Here is a 17,016-nt window from a genome sequence, read left to right as displayed (position 1 = left end):
GACTACTCACCGTCCTGAGTATCGTTGTCTGACATCACTGCAGGTGTCACGGCATGGTGACGGGATGAAGCTCCGTCGGCAACCAAGCTGGCGTGGGTCGGAGGGTCTGAAGGAACATGCGCCGGGCGTCGGGCTTCAAATTCTCGCCGAAGGACAGGAACCACGTCCCTACCCAGGATCTCAATCTGCTCGAGCACCACATCCTGCGGCAAGCCCGCATGATCAACGAGGAACAACTGGCGCTGGTAATCACCCACGGCATCGGCATAGCTCAGGTACCGTTCAATGACCTGCTCCGCTGTACCCACAGTCAACGGCGTGGAACGCTCGAAGTCTTCCAGGGAAGGACCATGTCCATACACCGGGGCATTATCGAAGTACGGGCGGAAGAAGTTCTTCGCTTCTTTCTCCGTATCGCCGATGAACACCTGGCCGCCCAGACCAACAATGGCCTGGTCAGCCCGGCCGTGGCCATAGTGTTCAAAACGCTGACGGTACAGGTTCACCATCTGCTGGGTGTGGTCAAGCGTCCAGAAAATGTGATTGTGGAAGAACCCATCGCCATAGAATGCGGCCTGCTCTGCTATCTCCGTAGAGCGAATCGAACCGTGCCAGACAAAGGGCGGGGTTCCATCAAGCGGTCGCGGAGTGGAGGTAAAGGACTGGAGTGGTGTGCGGAATTCCCCGCGCCAATTCACATTCTCCTCACGCCACAGGCGGCGCAGAAGGTGATAATTCTCAATGGCAAGCGGGATTCCCTTCCGGATATCCGCCCCGAACCACGGGTACACCGCCCCGGTGTTGCCGCGCCCCATCATCAGATCCACGCGGCCATCAGCGAGGTGTTGCACATAGGCGTAGTCCTCTGCGATACGGACCGGATCCGTAGTGGTGATAAGGGTCGTGGACGTTGAAAACTGGATGTTGCTCGTCTGAGCAGCCAGATGCGCCAGAAGAATCGGAGGGTTGGCCGGCGCAACGAACGGCGGGTTGTGGTGCTGGCCTGTCGCAAAGACATCCAGGCCTACCTCCTCAGCCTTTTTCGCCATGGCCACCGTGTTGCGAATGCGTTCATGTTCGCTGGGTGTCTGCCCGGTCGTGGGGTCTGTAGTGACATCGCCGATAGTAAAGATTCCGAATTGCATAGCCTCATCATACACAAAGTAGTTGATACATCAACTAAATGAGTCGGAGATGCCGTAGTATTGAGACCATGAGCCAACACCTGCCCCACGCCCACGCCACCGCATTCCTCCTCCCCCACCTCACGGCAACAACGCGCCTGCTGGACCTAGGTTGCGGCCACGGCTCCCTGACCTTGGACCTGGCCGCGCACGTCGAATCCCTAAGTGGTGCCGCGTCCCAGGTCACGGGTGTGGACATAAATCCCGACGCCATCGCTACAGCCACCACAGCCGCCGCCGAACGCGAATCCGCCGTGTCCTTCACCCAGGGCAATGCGGACGCCCTACCGTTCGAGGACAACTCCTTCGACGTGGTGTTCGCAAGCCAGGTTCTACACCACGTACCGGATCCCGTGGCAGCGCTGCGAGAATGTGCGCGTGTGCTCGCACCGGGTGGACTCATCGCCGCTCGGGAAGTGGACTACGGAGCGATGACCTGGTACCCACCGCATCCTGGGTTGTCGCGCTGGCGCGCTGTGTTTTCCGTGGTTGCAGACCTTGCCGATGCGCAACCGAATGCTGGCCGCCACCTGCCCACCTGGTTCGTGCAGGCCGGTCTTGACGATCTGCAGGTGAGCTCCAGCAACGGGACCTACGCCTCGTCGGAGCAGCGCAAACACCTGGCGTCCACGTGGGTTGCGCGCACGCAGGACGAGGACTACCAGCAGCGCGTGGCCGTCGCACTCGGCGACATACAGAACACCTCTCGGAAGCTGGAGCCAAGCTCAGCCCAGACGTCCGGCCAGAGGACAACCACGCAGGAAGCCATCGCACAGATCGTCGAAGGCTGGAACACCTGGAAGGACACTCCCGGCGCGCTGTTCATCATGCCCCACGTGGAGGTCGTCGCCACGGTCACTGCCCTCTAAACCGGGGCACCCGCTTCTCCGCACGCGCAGCCCGCGCCTCCTGTGCATCCTCGCTGGCCCACGCCTTCCGGAAGAGCATGTCGAGGGATGGGTCCCGGCTGGCGTCGGCGGAATTGAGCACACGCTTGGAGTGCTCCATGGACAGCGGCGCCTGGGCCGCGATCGTGCGGGCGTACTCCACAGCCCCAGCGGGATCCGCGTGCAAGGACGCGAATCCCGTGGCGAGGGCTTGCTCCACCCCCATGGTGGCCGCCCCGATCATGATGTTGCGCGCATGTCCCCCGCCCACCAACTCACACAGACGCTGATGCGTCCACGTATCGAGCGCGAATCCATGCTGCGCCGCGGGCACCCATACGGCACCACGGTCCCCAAAGACGCGCAGGTCACAGGCCAGAACCACCTGGCAACCCGCGCCCACCGCCGGCCCCTGCACATCGGCAATCACCGGAATCGGGCAGCGCGCAATCGCGGTGAGCATGCGCGTGAGCGAATCGAAAAAGTCTCGGGCGTACACCCCACCGGACAGATCCGCACCCGCACAAAAAGCAGGCCCCTCGCCGCGGATCACAATCACCCTCACGGGCTGATCAGTCTGGCGAGTGGCCTCCAGCTCAATAATCGCATTCTCCAGAGCGCTGGCCTTCGCCGCGTCGAGCGCGTTGCGCTTGTCCGGATCGTTCAAGGTGATGATCGCAACGTGAGGATTGTGGCTATCGCGCTCTACTCGCAGGCTCTGGACTGTCATGCATTTACTGTAGCCCTGTTATTCAGCCGGGGTGTCCCGATTGAACTCATGAGGGTGTGGGCCAACCCTGCCCGTCACACCCGACTCCTCCTGATCGGCCAAATCATCCAGGGCGGTGATGATCGCCATGTGGTCATTGCTCAGCTTGAAATCCGCCACATCCAGGTTCTGGGCGATGCGCCCGGCATTGGAGGAACGTGGCAGTACCACGTCCCCACGCTGAATGTGCCAGCGGATAATCACCTGAGCTGCGGTCTTGCCCACTTCTTCGGCGATGCGCAGGATTTCCTTGTTCTCCAGCACGGTGCCCTGCCCCAGTGGGGACCAGGCTTGCGTCGTGATGGTGCGTGCCGCGTTTTCTTCCCGCATCTCGTCCTGAGAGAACCCGGGGTGGATCTCAATCTGGTTGACCACGGGGGTGGCGCCAGCAGCGATCAGCTCATCCAGCGCCTCCGGGTAGAAGTTGCACACGCCAATGGAGCGGGTCTTGCCCGCGTCCTTCAGCTCCATCATCGCCTTCCACGCCGGCACGTACTGTCCGTAGCCGGGGCATGGCCAGTGGATCAGGTACAAGTCCACATAGTCCAGACCCAGTTTGGACAGGGACAGGTCCAGGGCTTCGGCGGCGCGGGTCTGATCTGCGTTCCACAACTTGGTGGTGATGAACAGGTCCTCTCGGGTGACGATGCCCTGGCTGATGGCCTCTGCGATGGCGCGCCCCACCTCTTCCTCGTTGGCGTAAATCGCCGCGGTATCGATGTGGCGATAGCCGGCCGTGATTGCAGCGAGCGTGGATTCATAGGCCACGTCGCCCTTGAGTTGCCATGTGCCAAACCCAACCTGGGGTATCGTCGTTCCATCGTTCAGGCTAATGTCACTCATGCAATCCTTTGTACGCGTTTCCGGCTGAGCTCGCTGTGCGTCCGGCTATTCATGTGGCTGTTTTCACGTGGTTGTCGCGCTGTGTTCCACCCATGTTCACGCTCCATGTATATCCATGTCAGCTGCTCACGCCAGCTTTTTCCGGGGACACACAAACACTGAAGGACGTTTTATTCATTCTATGGATACGTTATATATTGACCATCTGAACAAGAGTTATGGAGACCACCAGGTCCTCCATGACATGACCTTCCACGTGGGCCGTGGCGAAATCTACGGCTTCGTGGGCTCCAACGGTGCGGGCAAATCCACCACGATGCGCATCGCCCTGGGAGTTCTGGCCTGTGATTCCGGTGAGGTCCGGGTGGGGGACACCCCCATGAACCAGGATCTGCGCCGCCGCATTGGCTACATGCCCGAGGAGCGCGGCCTGTACGCCAAGGAGAAGATCGCCGACCAGCTGGGCTACTTCGGCCGTCTTCACGGGCTGAACAAAGCTGCAGCCGCCCGCAATGCTGAGGCGCTCCTTGAGCAGCTGGGACTGGCGGAGCGAGCCAATGATAAATTGGACCAACTATCGTTGGGAAACCAGCAGAGGGTGCAGCTGGCGGCGTCGTTGATTCACGATCCTGAGCTACTGATCCTCGACGAGCCTTTCTCCGGCCTGGACCCCGTCGCAGTCAATGTCATGTCGCAGCTGCTAGTCGATCGGGCGAAACAGGGCGTGCCTGTGCTGTTCAGCTCTCACCAGCTGGATCTGGTGCAGCGCCTGTGCGACCGCGTGGGAATCATCAGCGATGGCCGCATGAAGGCCGAGGGCACGGTGGATGAACTGCGCACCCGCGGCCCCGTGATCTATGAGATCCACACGACAGCGCGCGATTGGTACCCGGAGGGAACGCAGCTGGTCGAGGCGTCGGAGGATCACGTCCTGCTGCAGGCCCGCGGCGAAGACCAGGACCAGGAAATCCTGAACGCCGCGCTGGCCCAAGGCCCTGTGCATTCTTTCAGCCGCCGTATCCCCCATCTGTCTGAGCTCTTCCAGGAGGTCGTGGAATCATGAGTTACTCTTCCGCAAAAACTGTGTCCACCGTGGTGCAGCGTGAGATTCAGGTGTCCCTGAAGTCGAAAGCGATCCTGATTTCGTTGGCGATTATGCTGGTCGCGATGGTGGCTGCGATCGGCCTGGTGGGATTCTTCTCCGACAAGGAAGCCGACCCGAAGACGTTGGCCGTGGTGGGCATGTCCGCCGAGCCGTTTGAGCAGGCCACCGACTCCGCCGTGACCGTCACCGTCCTTGATCATTCTTCCGACGCCGAAGCCCGCGTCAAAGACGGCGACGCGGATGCTGCTGTGGTGAAAACTGACAACGGCGTGGACTTCGTCTTCGATAACACTCCCGATCCTGCCCTGCATTCCCTGGTTGAGGGCGTGATCTCGTCCATGGCTCAGAACCAGGCGCTCAGCACACTGGGCATTTCGCCGGAAGAGTTTCAGAAGGCGATGCCGGCGTCGACGGTCACGATGGTCTCCCTGGACGAGCAATCTGACGACGACGTCAACTACCCCGCTATCGTCACGGTCATGATCGCGGTCGGCATGATGTGCTTCTTCGTCATGCTGTTCGCGGGAAACATTGGCAGCCGTGTGACAGAGGAGAAATCCTCCCGCGTGGTGGAGATCATTTTGGCATCGGCTCGCCCCACGGACTTCTTGGCGGGCAAGATCATCGCGAACACGCTGTTCGGTGTGGTGGCATCCACGCTGATCATGGGCGTGGGAGCGGTGGGACTGTCGCTCACGGGTCTTGCCAAGGATGTGGACTTTGACTATGGAACCTTGCTGCTGATGCTGGTGGCGTTCGTCCTGGGCATGTTGCTCTTCGGCAGTCTGTATGCGGCTGCGGGTTCCCTGGTGTCCCGAACGGAAGATTTGCAGTCGACGCAGGCCCCCATCCTGTTACTCGTCTTTGCAATGATTTACGCGCCCTTTTTCGGGTGGCAATTCTTGGATTCCACCGTCATGACCGTGTTGGCATGGATCCCACCCACCAGCTTGTCGGTAGCTCCGCTACAGCTGGCGGCGGGCAATATGAACCTGATCCAGGTTCTGGGATCCTTCGGTGTGACCTTGGTGGCCACCGTTCTGATCATTATGCTGGTGGCTCGCATTTACAAGAATGCGATCCTGCACAATGGTCAGAAGATGTCTTGGAAGACCGCTATTGCCGGTAAGTAGGCGCTAGCGCAGGCCGTTGGCCACAACTTCGCCCATGGCGATGTGGCCACGGTCCGTTGGGTGGCTTGGCATCACGGATGGGGAGGATGGCTCTGGGATGATGTTGACCCAGCGCTGATCAGGGGCGGCGCATGGGCCGTGGCCATCGGACGCTGCGTGCACATCGATGTAGTGCATGCCCAGGACGTGCGCTGCGTTGGCGATGGAGCGGTTCACCGCGTTCTCGGCTCCGGTGCCACCTGGGACTGGGACGTTGGCGATACCCACTGGGCACACGCGATCGTTGTCGATCAGGCGTGGGTAGCTAGCCAGGGTGATGCGAGCGTTCGGCGCTACGGAGCGGATGCGCTCCTTCAGGGCGAAGAGCTGAGCCTGGTAGGGGGTTCCCACTGGGGTGGGCAGGTTGAGCACGTTGCCGGCACCGTCGATGTAGAAGCTTGGGTCCAGGCCGCCGTACATGAGGACAACGTCCTGGGTCTCAGGTCCCAGGTCGCCGTTAGCGATGGCGGTCTCCAGGTACAGGTTCACGGAACCTGCGGTGGTGCCGTTGCAGGAGTAGTCTGCGATGGACTTGTTGAGGTGGCGTGCGGCTTCCTTGGCCCAGTTGTTGTGGTCGGTGCGGCACATTGGGTTCCACTGCACGCGGGTACCTTCGTTGCGCGCTGGGTTCGTGCCACCGTTGGCGGTGAAGGAGTCACCGAAGGTGACCATCTGTGCACCCTTTGGTGCAGCCTGGAATGGAAGTGGTGGCAGTCCTGGGAGCTGTGGGGCTGCTGGCAGCTGGGGAGCCGCTGGAAGCTGTGGGGCTGGTGGCAATGGGAGTGCCGAAGACGTGGCAGCAACACCAGGTGCAAGCGTTGCAGCGGCCGCAATTGCGGTTGCCATTACTGAGCGCGCAAAAGTCTTTTTCATGAATATAAGTCCTCTCGAATGTCAGCAGCATCAGCGGCCAGTCCCGCAGCTCATGTTGCCTGAATATATCCTGAGTATTAACTCCGAAAAACATAATACACACAGCTAAAGACATAAGAAAAACTCAGGTTGTTTACTTTTTAAAAGCTCCATTTTATTTTCCTTAAACCATTCTTTTGCACAAAAGAATAATGAGAACTACACATTAAACATGCAAAAGACCCTGGTGAATACACCAGGGTTTTTTGTTTATCAGCGCGTTTATCAGCGATTATGCCGCTATTATTCCTGCGGCTGCATCCGTGATTGTCGGCCGCGCGACGGTTGCTGCGAGCCGCGCGACGCGCGTTTACGCGCTCAGCAAGTCGATCACGAACACCAGGGTCCGCCCCGCCAAGGGGTGGAATCCACCGGCTGGGCCGTAGGCCTTCTCCGGTGGAATGGTCAGCTTACGGCGGCCTCCCACCTTCATTCCAGGGATTCCTTCCTGCCAGCCCTGGATCAGACCGTTCAGAGGGAACTCGATGGACTGTCCGCGATCCCAGGAGGAGTCAAACTCTTCCCCGGTCTCGAAGTCCACGCCCACGTAGTGAACCTCTACCTGACCGCCTGCCACGGCCTCGTTACCCGTGCCCACGGTGATGTCTTCAATGACCAGATCTTGGGGCGCTTCACCACCATCTACTTCGATGAGCGGCTTGGATTGTGCATCAGACATCTGAAGACTCCTTTGTCAATGATGTATCTAAAGTCTGTGCCAGTCTACCGAAAATTCGCCGGACAACGCGGACGAGCCGCCCTCCCTCGAACATCTCAAGGGCTGGCGGCTCGTGTGATCTTGAAGCGTTAGGACAGCTTGCGCTCGGCTGGGCCGGTGTAGATCTGGCGAGGACGGTTGATCTTCGCGGTAGGATCGTTGACCTGCTCCAGGTAGTGGGCGATCCAGCCTGGCAGGCGGCCCATGGCGAACAGAACGGTGAAGAAGTCCGTTGGGAAGCCCATGGCGCGGTAGATCAGGCCGGTGTAGAAGTCCACGTTCGGGTAGAGCTTACGGGAGATGAAGTAGTCATCTGCCAGTGCGATCTCTTCCAGACCCATAGCCAGGTCCAGCAGCTCGTCGCCGCCCAGGTGGTTCAGGATCTCGTGTGCGGATTCCTTCACGATGGCCGCACGTGGGTCGTAGTTCTTGTAGACGCGGTGGCCGAAGCCCATCAGCTTCACGCCTGGCTCCTTGTTCTTCACGCGGTTCATGAAGTCCGTGGCGTCGCCGCCCTGGGCCTTGATGTCCTCGAGCATCTCCAGCACGGCCTGGTTTGCACCACCATGCAGTGGGCCGGACAGTGCGTTGATGCCGGCCGCGATGGAGACGAACATGTTCGCCTGGGAGGAGCCCACCATGCGCACGGTGGAGGTGGAGCAGTTCTGCTCGTGGTCAGCGTGCAGGATGAGCAGCTTGTCCAGAGCCTTGGTGAGCACTGGGTCGTTCTCGTACTCTTCGGTGGGGTAGCCGAACATGTTACGCATGAAGTTCTGGCGTGCGTTCAGCTTGTTGTCTGGGTACATGAATGGCTTGCCCTTGGATGCGCGGTACGCGTAGGCAGCCAGCATTGGAACCTTCGCCATCAGGCGGTAGGTGTTGAGCTTCTGGTGGTCCTTGTTCAAAGGATCCAGGCTGTCCTGGTAGTAGGTGGACAGGATGTTCAGGGAGGAGGCCAGCACGCTCATAGGGTGAGCGTCGCGAGGGAACACCTTGAACTGGGACTTGAAGTCCTCATCCAGCAGAGTGTGCTTGCGGATGTTGGAGTTGAACTCTTCCTTCTGCTCTGGGGTTGGCAGCTCGCCATTGATCAGCAGGTAGGAGACCTCATTGAAGGTGGCGTTGTTGGCCAGATCTGCAATGTCGTATCCGCGGTAACGCAGAATGCCTTCTGCACCATCGATGTAGGTGATTGCGGACTCGGTAGAACCGGTATTCATGTATCCCGGATCCAGAGTGGTCAAGCCGGTTTCTGCCAGCATCTTGCCCAGTGCAATTCCGTCGTTGCCTTCGGTTGCGTGGACAATGTCCATTTCGAATTCTCCACCTGGGTAGTGGAGGACTGCCTTGTCTGGATTATCGGTCGCCATTGACATCCCTTTCTGAAATGTTCACGTGCTTCACGTTCAGTATGTCCCAGATTACAGCTTTCCTCCGGCCGTGGGCTAGATCGGGGGAAACATTAAGGATGCCAACCTCTCCCCTGCCCCCTGCCTCACAACGCCACATTCCACCGCCGTCCACCCCACCAACCCGGCATTGAGCAGGGAAAGTGTCCTAGGGCACACCGCGCCGGTCCTATGAGATACGCGCCACACGCCCGGCGCGCGATGATGAAAAACTACCCCCATAAGCGCCCACGATAGCCGCGCACGCCCCGTGAGATGCCCACCACCTTCTGCCCTCTTATGTGGGGTGCGGCATAAAAATATAAGCACTTGGGCTAGGGAAGGCACCCCGAAACCGCTACGCTGGTCACTGATACTGTCCACCGGCCGGGCCGTTTTCACACGCCCGTTCACAGAAAGCAACTACTTCATGAGCGCAACGGACTCCTCCCTTCCAACCATCCCAGCGGAATTCATCCCTTCCGACGGTCGCTTCGGCTGCGGCCCTTCCAAGGTTCGCCCTGAGCAGCTGCAGTCCATCGTGGACAACGCCCACGTGATGGGCACCTCCCACCGCCAGGCGGGCGTCAAGGACGTCGTCGGTTCCGTGCGCGAGGGCCTCTCCCAGCTGTTCCAGCTTCCTGAGGGCTACGAGATCATCCTGTCCCTCGGTGGCGCCACCGCTTTCTGGGATGCCGCTTCCTTCGGCCTGATCCGTAACAAGTCCGCCCACCTGACCTACGGCGAGTTCTCCGGTAAGTTCGCCTCCGTCTCCAAGAAGGCCCCATGGCTGGAGGAGCCACAGGTTGTGGCCGCTGAGCCAGGCACCGCTCCCTCCCCGTCCGAGCTGGATGGAACCGACGCCGACCTGGTCGCCTGGGCCCACAACGAAACCTCCACGGGTGCGATGGTGCCCATCACCCGCCCAAACACGGACGCCCTGGTAGCCATCGACGCCACCTCCGGCGCCGGCGGCCTGCCCGTCGACATCAAGGAAGCTGACGTCTACTACTTCTCCCCTCAGAAGTGCTTCGCATCCGACGGTGGCCTGTGGCTCGCCGCCTTCTCCCCTGCCGCTCTGGAGCGCGTCCAGGAGATCGCCGCAACCGACCGCTACATCCCAGCCTTCCTGGATCTGAAGACCGCAGTGGATAACTCCCTGAAGAACCAGACCTACAACACCCCAGCCGTGGGCACCCTGTTGATGCTGGACGACCAGGTGAAGTGGATGAACGCCAACGGCGGCCTGGACGGCATGGTTGCCCGCACCACCGAGTCCTCCACCGCCCTGTACAACTGGGCTGACTCCCGCGCGGAGGCCACCCCATTCGTCGCCGATGCTGACTCCCGCTCCCTGGTGGTCGGCACCATCGACTTCAACGATGATGTGGATGCAGCCAAGATCGCGAAGATCCTGCGTGCCAACGGCATCCTGGACACCGAGCCGTACCGCAAGCTTGGCCGCAACCAGCTGCGCATCGGCATGTTCCCAGCCATCGACCCTGAGGACATCAAGAAGCTGACCGGCGCCATCGACTTCATCCTCGATGGAGGCCACGCTCAGGCGTAACCCGCCGCGCGTTGCGCAGCAGCGCACCTGCCGCCCATCGCCTCGGGGCTTCGTTCCCGCGGTGTGGGCGGTATTTTCGATAGAGTAGAAACATCGCGCATTGCACCAGCAATGCAGCCCGCTCGTGTCCCCGCTCATTCTGGAGGTCTTGTTCGTGAAGGAACTCAAGCTCGTCGTATCAGAAAGTGATTCTTCGTCGCTAGTTCTGGCGCTCGCCTCCGCCACCGAGGGCAGCAGCGATGAGTCGCCCGCCGAGGATTTCTACCTGCCCGTCACACAGGAACTCCGGGATGTGCTCGAGGGGATCGCCGGCACCGAACGAGATGCGGCGGAGGGCGAGCTGGGCGTCGATGATAATAATGACAACGACGCCACCAGCGCACCCACCCCCAGCGCACCCACCCACGAGGATTCCCCCGCCGCGGAGCCTGCGGCCACGTCGCGACCTCGCCGCACGCACTTAAGCATCCGTCCTCGCGCCATCCAGGAACGCCTGCGTCAGGGAGCAACCATCGCCGAGTTGGCGGAGGAGGCGGACACGGACGAGTCCACCATCGAGCCGTACGCGTGGCCGATTTTGCAGGAGCGGGCGCTCGTGGCGGAGACGGCGCACTCGGCGCACCCCATCGTGGAGGCGGAGGGCGGCCCGTCCAAGCAAACCCTGTGGGAGGTGCTGGCCACGGCACTGGCGGCGCGCGGGGAGTCCTTGAACGACTGCGAATGGGACGCTCACCAGGATGCCTCCCGCCAGTGGTTTGTGACCGTGAGCTGGAACAAGTCCACCGCGGGCCAGACGGCGCGCCACGTAGCGGAGTTCCGTTTCGATCGTCACCAGGGTGAGCCGCAGATCATCGAGCCGCACAATAGCCTGGCCGCGGATCTGGTGGATCCCCGGTACGGCCGGCCTGTGCGCACCCTGGCGCCGGTGGAAGAAGTGGATTTCGCCGCGGAACTGGACGAACCAGCACCCAGCGCGATCCCCGGCGCTCAGCCCGCTGAACAGAATCAGGGGGAGCACTTCCTCCAGAACCCGCCGGCCCAGCCGTCCGAGCGCGAGAAGAAGAAGCGCCGCAAGGCCGTCACACCCCACTGGGAGGATGTCCTGCTGGGAGTACGCACCAACCCTAAGAAGAAATAGTCAACGAGAAGGACCCCATGGCCCTGGTCACCCTTTGGTTTGTTAATGCTGCCCGCCCGCGCGACATTCTGCTGGCGGAGCCAGAAGCCGATCGAGGTTTCGCCCGCAAGTACCTGGCGCAGCTCAATCCCGCGTGGCCGCGCACCCATATCGGCGATTTCGATATGATCCGCTCCACCCCGCCCAGCATCAATGAGTTCTACATCGGCGGCTTCCCCGCCGGGGTGTCCGTGGTGCAGGTGGTGATCCCCGGGTTGGTGCGGATCTCGCAGGTTCCGGAGCGTTTCCGCACGCTGGTGAGCGCCGCGGATGTATACGCCACCGCGCTGGTCTCCTCCGGCGACGAGGAGGCGGAGTTGGAGCTTCCCGGGGTGGGCACGGTAGGGCACGAGCCGGAGGCGCCGCAGCTGGACGCCACCTACGGTGCCTTCGCACACTGGTCGGGCGGGGAGCTCAAGCGCGCGTTTTCCGCCACCCGCCAAACCGTCTTTGAGGACGAGGGGCTGCCCGAGCCGGTCGAGTCCCGCTACTGGGAGGGCACCCACGAAACCACGGGCATCCTTCTGCCGTTCGATCCCTCCCAATTGGCGATGGGTGCCGCCGAATCCTGGCTGGGATTCCCCGTGACCGCCGACGCCGACGCCTGGGGTCGCACCCGAGAAGTGCTGGAAATCCCCGTGGCCGCGTTCGCTATTGACGGCCGCCCGGAGGCCAAGGTCCCGGAGTCCACGGTGAGCAGTCTGCTGCCGTGGAAGCGCGGCGGGAGCGAGGATGCCGCAGACGCTGCGGACTCCACGTCCTCTCCGGACCTTGCCGGCTCCGGCTATGACGATTACGCCGCCCCTGCCGCCAGCGCCGAACCCACCACCGCCGAGGTGGCGAAGAAGGTGGGTCTGTCTGTGCTGCAGCAGCTGCGGCGCGGGGCCTCGGCGGTGCGCAAGAAGCTGCGCTAGGCCGGTCGATGAGCCGGGTTACTGTACCAGGTTCATCACGGGCTCTGCCGCGAAGTACACCAGGAACAGCGCTGCCACGATGTAGAGCAGCGGGTGCACCGTGCGGCCTCGGCCGGCGAACAGCGCCATCACCACGTAGGTCACGAATCCCACGCCAATGCCGTTGGCGATGGAGTAGGTAAACGGCATCACCGCGATGGTCAGGAAGGCCGGCAGGGCAATGCTGAAGTCGCTGAAGTCAATGTCCTTGATCTGGGCCATCATCAGCGCACCCACGATCACCAGCACGGGGGCCGCCGCCTCGATGGGGACGATGGAATACAGCGGGGTAAAGAACATGGCCGCCAGGAAAAGCAAACCCGTGACTACGTTGGCCAGACCCGTGCGGGCGCCATCGGCGATACCCGCCGCGGAGTCCACGTACACCGTGTTCGAGGAGGAGGATACGGCACCACCCACGATGGCTCCGGCACCTTCCACCACCAGGGAGGTGCGCAGGTTCGGCAGCTTGCCGTCCTCATCGATCACACCAGTCTGCTTGCCCAGCCCGGTGAAGGTTCCCATCGCGTCGAAGAAGTTGGCCAGCACCAGGGTGAAGATCAGCATCACCGCGGAGAGGAATCCCACGCGGCTAAACGCCCCGAACAGGTCCACGGCCCCCACCAGGGACAGGTCCGGCATGCCTCCGAGGGAGTCTGGCACGGTCGGCACGGCCAGGTTCCAGCCGGCAGGGTTGTCTGCGGACGAACCGGCGTGCGTCACGGCCTCCACCACGATGGCGATGATGGTGGTCAGCACGATTCCGAGGAACAGGCCTCCGCGGACCTGCTTGACCACCATCACGCCGCAGATCAACAGACCCAGGACGAACACAAACGTCGGCCACGCGTTGATGGAGCCCGCGCTGCCCAGCTGGACGGGCACGGTGGTGTGCGCGGCGTCGGGGACTCGGCGCACAAAGCCCGCGTCGACCAGCCCGATCATGGCGATGAACATACCAATGCCCACACTGATCGCGGCCTTGAGGGACGCGGGGATTGCGTTGAACACGGCCTCGCGGAAGCCCGTCACGGCCAGCAGCACGATGATTACACCGTCGATGACCACCAGGCCCATCGCTTCCGGCCAGGTCAGCCCCTCCGAGGCGACAAAGGTCACGCCCACCAGCGTGTTAATACCCAAGCCCGTGGCGATGCCGAAGGGGTGGCGGGCGAAGATGCCGAAGGCCAGCGTCATCACGCCGGCGGCCAGGGCGGTGACGGCAGCCACGCGATTGAGCCCCAGCGTGGCCCCGGTGTGGTCGGCGCCGGACAGGATCAGCGGGTTCAGGATGATGATGTAGGCCATCGCAAAGAAGGTCACTACACCGGCCCGTAGTTCGGTGCCCACGCTGGATCCGCGGGAGGAAATCTGGAAATAGCGGTCCAGGGCACTGCCTGTGCCCTTGGTCTGTGGTGCCCTCGTCGTCGCCATGGTTGGTTGGCTCTCCCTCTTCACGCGTCATGGTCCAAGCAGTATGGTCATGCGTGCACGCGGTTCGCGCACGCACGTTGAACATAAAACTGCCACGCCACCCCATCTGCGGGCAAGTTAGGACCACACGCAGAGCCTGCCCCTAGTAGGCCCCGTCGTCGAACACCCCGTACCGCTTGCCCTCCTGGACCGGCTTCTCCTCCTTGGACAGGGAGTGGGCGCCGCACCCATAGCGGGAGTCCACCACCTGACCATCGGCGGAGTACTCATTGGAGCATATTCCGTACACCACGGTGTTCTGCCGCCACGGCAGGAAGAACGCACAAGTGGCGCAGGTGTGTTCCGCGCGGCGGGCCATCAGGGACCCGCGGCCGCGTTCGGCGCGCCACCGCTTCGTCGCTGCCTCCAGTCCCTTTTCGGACAGGACACGCTTGGCGTTCTGGTTGCGCTGGAAACCGTTCTTGTCCCGCACGTCGCGCTTGGGGCACAGGCGCTCGTCGTCGTGCTTCGGGGGAAGGACATCGCCCGGCCCCAGATCACCCGGGCGGACGCGGTCTTCGTAGGGAACCCACTTGGGCGCCAGCTGGGCTTTCTTGCCCGCTTGGAGGGTGACCTCGCTGACCGTCAGGTTGCCGGTTCCCGGGACACATGCCAGGACGGCGTTCCATTCCCAGCCACTATATCCGGGGGTAAGGCTCTCGAATCGGTGGATCACCATCCCGTTGCTGACCGTTGCTCCCAGGTGTTCCCCCACCTCGTCGCCCCCCACGTCCGACAACGCGTCCCGAGCCAGGTCAACAGCCTCTGGGCTGAATAAGATTGCGGGGCGGGAACGCCCCCGACGTCGTTTGCTTCTACTCATATTAGAAACCATTATGCCCTTTCTGTGGGTTCTCTACCTATGGAACCCCTGGAATAAGGCATGATTGGACCATGTTGAACTCCGCCCGCCTTTCCCGCCGCAGTACTCATCGCGTCCCGTGGCGCGCTGTCCTGGCTGCCGTCCTGGGCCTCGGCGCCGCCACCAGCCTGGCCGCCTGCTCCTCCTCGTCCGAGACCTCCTCCTCGTCCGACGCTCCCCAGGCTCACACCCTGACTGCTGAGGTGCTGGCGGCACACCCCTGGGACAAGTCCAGCTTCACTCAAGGCCTGGAGGTCGCACCCGATGGCAGCCTGCTGGTGGGCACGGGCATGTACTCGCAATCCCGCATCTACCGCACCACCCTGGACAATAAGCAGTCCCAGAACCACAACCTCCCGGCGGAGTTTTTCGGTGAGGGCATTGCTCTTCACGGGGATCACGTCTGGCAGCTGACGTGGAAGGAGCACGTGGCGATCAAGCGCAAGGCCTCCGACCTCTCGGAGGTCGGCCGGGTGGAGTACCCCACCGAGGGGTGGGGCCTGTGCTCCGATGGCCAGCGCCTAGTGATGTCCGATGGAACGAGCACCTTATACTTCCGGGATCCTGACACGTTTGAGGAGCTCGGGCGCGTGGACGTCACCCTCCACGGCGATCCCCTGCCGAAGCTCAACGAGCTGGACTGCTCCTCGGACGGGTCCGTGTGGGCGAATGTGTGGCAGCGGGATGACATTGTACGCATCGATCCGGACACGGGAGAGGTGAAGGATGTGGTGGACCTCGCGGGGATGCTGCCCGCGCAGGAGGATCGAGGCGCCGACGTGTTGAACGGCATTGCGTCGATCCCTGGGACCTCCGCAACGGAGCGGAAGTTCTATGTGACGGGCAAGTATTGGGATGAGCTGTACGAGGTCCAGTTCAAGGATAAGTAGTCCTGTGCTCTACCATGGTGCGCGTGACTGAATTAACCAAGAAGCAAAGGCGTAAGAAGCAGCAGCGCCGTCAGTTGCTGATCGGGTTAGCCATCGTGTGCGCCGTGATCGTGGTGGTCGGCGCGGTGCTGGGCTACAACGCGTGGAAGGACCGCCAGGTAGATGTGTTGCCGCAGGATCAACGCATCACCGCGGTGGTGGGCGACCGCGAGATCGAACTTGCGCCGTATTCCACGTGCGAGGTCGACGACGCCCAGTGCACGCCCTCACAGCCCACCACACTAGAACTTCACGGTGCCAAGGAATTCACGCTGAAGATTCCGGAGGATGTGTACGACCATGACTGGTCCTTGCTGAAGGTTTTTGACGATCCGGGTGCCAACGAGGACAACTACTTTAAGTCCGATGAGAAGCACGAGGTCACGCTGTCCGTGGAGGCGGATAAGAAGGCCAGTGACGGCTCCACGCCTCAATTGAAAGTGGTGGAGGTGCAGTCCCTGCTGATCGGCGTGGATGCGGACAAGCAGCAAACGCCGATCATGACGATCTGGTCGCTGGAGATCGTGGCTTAAGGCGCGATCTTAAGAGTCCAGCTCGCGGGCGATGGTGCGCAGGATCTCGGCGATGGGGCGGGCGTCCTTGCGGTCGGGGCGCCGTCCGCTTTCCAGCACGGGAAGCACCCGGGAGTCCAGCATGGTGATGGTGTCCTGAACCATGGTGTGCAGCTGCGCTGGCTTGTACTTGTGCTGGGCGCGCTTTGGGCCCTCGTCCAGCACAGTGACGGTCAGGGCCTGGGGGCCGCGGCGGCCGGATACGATTTCGTATTCCAGGCGCTGTCCCTTCACCAGGTCGGTCACGCCCTCTGGGAGAACCTGTGCGCCGACGTAGACGTCTTCGTCGCCTGGGTTGCTGACGAATCCGAATCCTCGGTCAGCGTCATACCACTTTACTTTTCCCGTTGGCATGGCTTCTCTCCTCACGTGTTTAAGGGGGGCGTGTTTGAAAGATTAGATTATAGGGAGCGGGGCGGATGTAGACAAAACGGCGCGCTGCGGGGGCGTTTCGACGTCTTTCCCGAGCCCTCACAGTGTGATCTTCATCACATCACAGAAT

17 protein-coding genes are annotated in these 17,016 nt (G+C 61.9%); 8 read left to right on the top strand and 9 right to left on the bottom strand.

The window, feature by feature from the left end:
* Nucleotides 1–2 precede the first annotated feature (2 nt).
* Nucleotides 3–1,145 (bottom strand): LLM class flavin-dependent oxidoreductase, encoded by a 1,143-nt coding sequence (locus tag IAU67_RS02105; protein ID WP_151843275.1) that lies wholly within the window; start codon nucleotides 1,143–1,145, stop codon nucleotides 3–5.
* 68 nt (nucleotides 1,146–1,213) lie between these two features.
* On the opposite strand from IAU67_RS02105, the gene IAU67_RS02100 reads away from it, so the two are divergent.
* Nucleotides 1,214–2,053 (top strand): methyltransferase domain-containing protein, encoded by an 840-nt coding sequence (locus tag IAU67_RS02100; protein ID WP_187767942.1) that lies wholly within the window; start codon nucleotides 1,214–1,216, stop codon nucleotides 2,051–2,053.
* Here the strand turns inward: IAU67_RS02100 and IAU67_RS02095 are convergent.
* The gene (locus tag IAU67_RS02095; RefSeq protein WP_151843277.1) at nucleotides 2,040–2,801 is read right to left on the bottom strand and encodes an enoyl-CoA hydratase; all 762 of its coding nucleotides are present in this window, start codon (nucleotides 2,799–2,801) and stop codon (nucleotides 2,040–2,042) included. The two genes, IAU67_RS02100 and IAU67_RS02095, sit on opposite strands and share 14 nt — an antisense overlap.
* 18 nt (nucleotides 2,802–2,819) lie before the next feature.
* Nucleotides 2,820–3,683, bottom strand: coding sequence for an aldo/keto reductase (locus tag IAU67_RS02090; protein ID WP_151843278.1), 864 nt, complete (start codon nucleotides 3,681–3,683; stop codon nucleotides 2,820–2,822).
* Between the two features lie 181 nt (nucleotides 3,684–3,864).
* Between IAU67_RS02090 and IAU67_RS02085 the strand changes: the two genes are divergently transcribed.
* Complete coding sequence (locus IAU67_RS02085; RefSeq protein ID WP_151843279.1) at nucleotides 3,865–4,746, top strand: ABC transporter ATP-binding protein; 882 nt, start codon at nucleotides 3,865–3,867, stop codon at nucleotides 4,744–4,746.
* Nucleotides 4,743–5,921 (top strand): ABC transporter permease, encoded by a 1,179-nt coding sequence (locus IAU67_RS02080; protein ID WP_151843280.1) that lies wholly within the window; start codon nucleotides 4,743–4,745, stop codon nucleotides 5,919–5,921. The genes IAU67_RS02085 and IAU67_RS02080 overlap by 4 nt, the downstream gene beginning before the upstream one ends.
* Before the next feature lie 3 nt (nucleotides 5,922–5,924).
* Here IAU67_RS02080 and IAU67_RS02075 read toward each other — a convergent pair whose 3' ends face one another.
* The 3 genes from IAU67_RS02075 to IAU67_RS02065 all read right to left on the bottom strand — a co-directional run bounded on the left by IAU67_RS02075 (nucleotide 5,925) and on the right by IAU67_RS02065 (nucleotide 8,960).
* Nucleotides 5,925–6,833 (bottom strand): SGNH/GDSL hydrolase family protein, encoded by a 909-nt coding sequence (locus tag IAU67_RS02075; protein WP_151843281.1) that lies wholly within the window; start codon nucleotides 6,831–6,833, stop codon nucleotides 5,925–5,927.
* A 349-nt stretch (nucleotides 6,834–7,182) separates the two neighbouring features.
* A complete protein-coding gene (locus IAU67_RS02070; protein WP_151843282.1) occupies nucleotides 7,183–7,551 on the bottom strand; it encodes an FKBP-type peptidyl-prolyl cis-trans isomerase in 369 nt (122 codons plus the stop codon).
* A 128-nt stretch (nucleotides 7,552–7,679) separates the two neighbouring features.
* Nucleotides 7,680–8,960 carry a citrate synthase gene (locus tag IAU67_RS02065; RefSeq protein ID WP_151843283.1) on the bottom strand — a complete coding sequence of 427 codons (1,281 nt, stop codon included), beginning with the start codon at nucleotides 8,958–8,960 and terminating at the stop codon, nucleotides 7,680–7,682.
* Between the two features lie 448 nt (nucleotides 8,961–9,408).
* Here IAU67_RS02065 and serC point away from each other — a divergent pair, with 448 nt between their 5' ends.
* The 3 genes from serC (at nucleotide 9,409) to IAU67_RS02050 (ending at nucleotide 12,639) form a co-directional block, all read left to right on the top strand.
* Nucleotides 9,409–10,548, top strand: a complete 1,140-nt coding sequence (serC, locus tag IAU67_RS02060; protein ID WP_151843284.1) for a phosphoserine transaminase — start codon at nucleotides 9,409–9,411, stop codon at nucleotides 10,546–10,548.
* Nucleotides 10,549–10,672: 124 nt separating this feature from the next.
* Nucleotides 10,673–11,686 carry a septation protein SepH gene (gene sepH / locus IAU67_RS02055; RefSeq protein ID WP_225723613.1) on the top strand — a complete coding sequence of 338 codons (1,014 nt, stop codon included), beginning with the start codon at nucleotides 10,673–10,675 and terminating at the stop codon, nucleotides 11,684–11,686.
* A 17-nt stretch (nucleotides 11,687–11,703) separates the two neighbouring features.
* Complete coding sequence (locus IAU67_RS02050) at nucleotides 11,704–12,639, top strand: DUF6928 family protein (RefSeq protein WP_151843285.1); 936 nt, start codon at nucleotides 11,704–11,706, stop codon at nucleotides 12,637–12,639.
* A gap of 18 nt (nucleotides 12,640–12,657) precedes the next feature.
* Here the strand turns inward: IAU67_RS02050 and IAU67_RS02045 are convergent, their stop codons facing one another.
* Nucleotides 12,658–14,112 (bottom strand): NCS2 family permease, encoded by a 1,455-nt coding sequence (locus tag IAU67_RS02045; protein WP_151843286.1) that lies wholly within the window; start codon nucleotides 14,110–14,112, stop codon nucleotides 12,658–12,660.
* Nucleotides 14,113–14,254: 142 nt separating this feature from the next.
* On the bottom strand, nucleotides 14,255–14,974 hold the full coding sequence (locus tag IAU67_RS02040; protein ID WP_187767941.1) for a DUF3027 domain-containing protein: 720 nt from the start codon (nucleotides 14,972–14,974) through the stop codon (nucleotides 14,255–14,257).
* A gap of 71 nt (nucleotides 14,975–15,045) precedes the next feature.
* Here IAU67_RS02040 and IAU67_RS02035 point away from each other — a divergent pair, with 71 nt between their 5' ends.
* Both IAU67_RS02035 and IAU67_RS02030 read left to right on the top strand, forming a co-directional pair.
* The gene (locus tag IAU67_RS02035) at nucleotides 15,046–15,903 is read left to right on the top strand and encodes a glutaminyl-peptide cyclotransferase (protein WP_151843288.1); all 858 of its coding nucleotides are present in this window, start codon (nucleotides 15,046–15,048) and stop codon (nucleotides 15,901–15,903) included.
* Between the two features lie 23 nt (nucleotides 15,904–15,926).
* Nucleotides 15,927–16,475 (top strand): DUF2771 domain-containing protein, encoded by a 549-nt coding sequence (locus tag IAU67_RS02030; RefSeq protein ID WP_225723614.1) that lies wholly within the window; start codon nucleotides 15,927–15,929, stop codon nucleotides 16,473–16,475.
* A gap of 9 nt (nucleotides 16,476–16,484) precedes the next feature.
* On the opposite strand, the gene IAU67_RS02025 is transcribed toward IAU67_RS02030, so the two are convergent.
* A complete protein-coding gene (locus tag IAU67_RS02025; RefSeq protein ID WP_151843290.1) occupies nucleotides 16,485–16,868 on the bottom strand; it encodes a cold-shock protein in 384 nt (127 codons plus the stop codon).
* Nucleotides 16,869–17,016 lie beyond the last annotated feature (148 nt).

The organism is Corynebacterium zhongnanshanii (assembly GCF_014490575.1).
Lineage (GTDB): Bacteria > Actinomycetota > Actinomycetes > Mycobacteriales > Mycobacteriaceae > Corynebacterium > Corynebacterium zhongnanshanii.
The sequence above is the reverse complement of the archived record's forward strand: the minus strand, read 5'-3'. Positions and strand labels throughout refer to the sequence as shown.

Coding starts and splice junctions, on each gene's coding strand:
- IAU67_RS02105 (WP_151843275.1), bottom strand. CDS start 1,145: ATGCAATTCGGAATCTTTACTATCGGCGATGTCACTACAGACCCCACG.
- IAU67_RS02070 (WP_151843282.1), bottom strand. CDS start 7,551: ATGTCTGATGCACAATCCAAGCCGCTCATCGAAGTAGATGGTGGTGAA.
- IAU67_RS02090 (WP_151843278.1), bottom strand. CDS start 3,683: ATGAGTGACATTAGCCTGAACGATGGAACGACGATACCCCAGGTTGGG.
- IAU67_RS02095 (WP_151843277.1), bottom strand. CDS start 2,801: ATGACAGTCCAGAGCCTGCGAGTAGAGCGCGATAGCCACAATCCTCAC.
- IAU67_RS02025 (WP_151843290.1), bottom strand. CDS start 16,868: ATGCCAACGGGAAAAGTAAAGTGGTATGACGCTGACCGAGGATTCGGA.
- IAU67_RS02045 (WP_151843286.1), bottom strand. CDS start 14,112: ATGGCGACGACGAGGGCACCACAGACCAAGGGCACAGGCAGTGCCCTG.
- serC (WP_151843284.1), top strand. CDS start 9,409: ATGAGCGCAACGGACTCCTCCCTTCCAACCATCCCAGCGGAATTCATC.
- IAU67_RS02035 (WP_151843288.1), top strand. CDS start 15,046: ATGTTGAACTCCGCCCGCCTTTCCCGCCGCAGTACTCATCGCGTCCCG.
- IAU67_RS02040 (WP_187767941.1), bottom strand. CDS start 14,974: ATGAGTAGAAGCAAACGACGTCGGGGGCGTTCCCGCCCCGCAATCTTA.
- IAU67_RS02050 (WP_151843285.1), top strand. CDS start 11,704: ATGGCCCTGGTCACCCTTTGGTTTGTTAATGCTGCCCGCCCGCGCGAC.
- IAU67_RS02080 (WP_151843280.1), top strand. CDS start 4,743: ATGAGTTACTCTTCCGCAAAAACTGTGTCCACCGTGGTGCAGCGTGAG.
- IAU67_RS02065 (WP_151843283.1), bottom strand. CDS start 8,960: ATGGCGACCGATAATCCAGACAAGGCAGTCCTCCACTACCCAGGTGGA.
- IAU67_RS02085 (WP_151843279.1), top strand. CDS start 3,865: ATGGATACGTTATATATTGACCATCTGAACAAGAGTTATGGAGACCAC.
- IAU67_RS02075 (WP_151843281.1), bottom strand. CDS start 6,833: ATGAAAAAGACTTTTGCGCGCTCAGTAATGGCAACCGCAATTGCGGCC.
- IAU67_RS02100 (WP_187767942.1), top strand. CDS start 1,214: ATGAGCCAACACCTGCCCCACGCCCACGCCACCGCATTCCTCCTCCCC.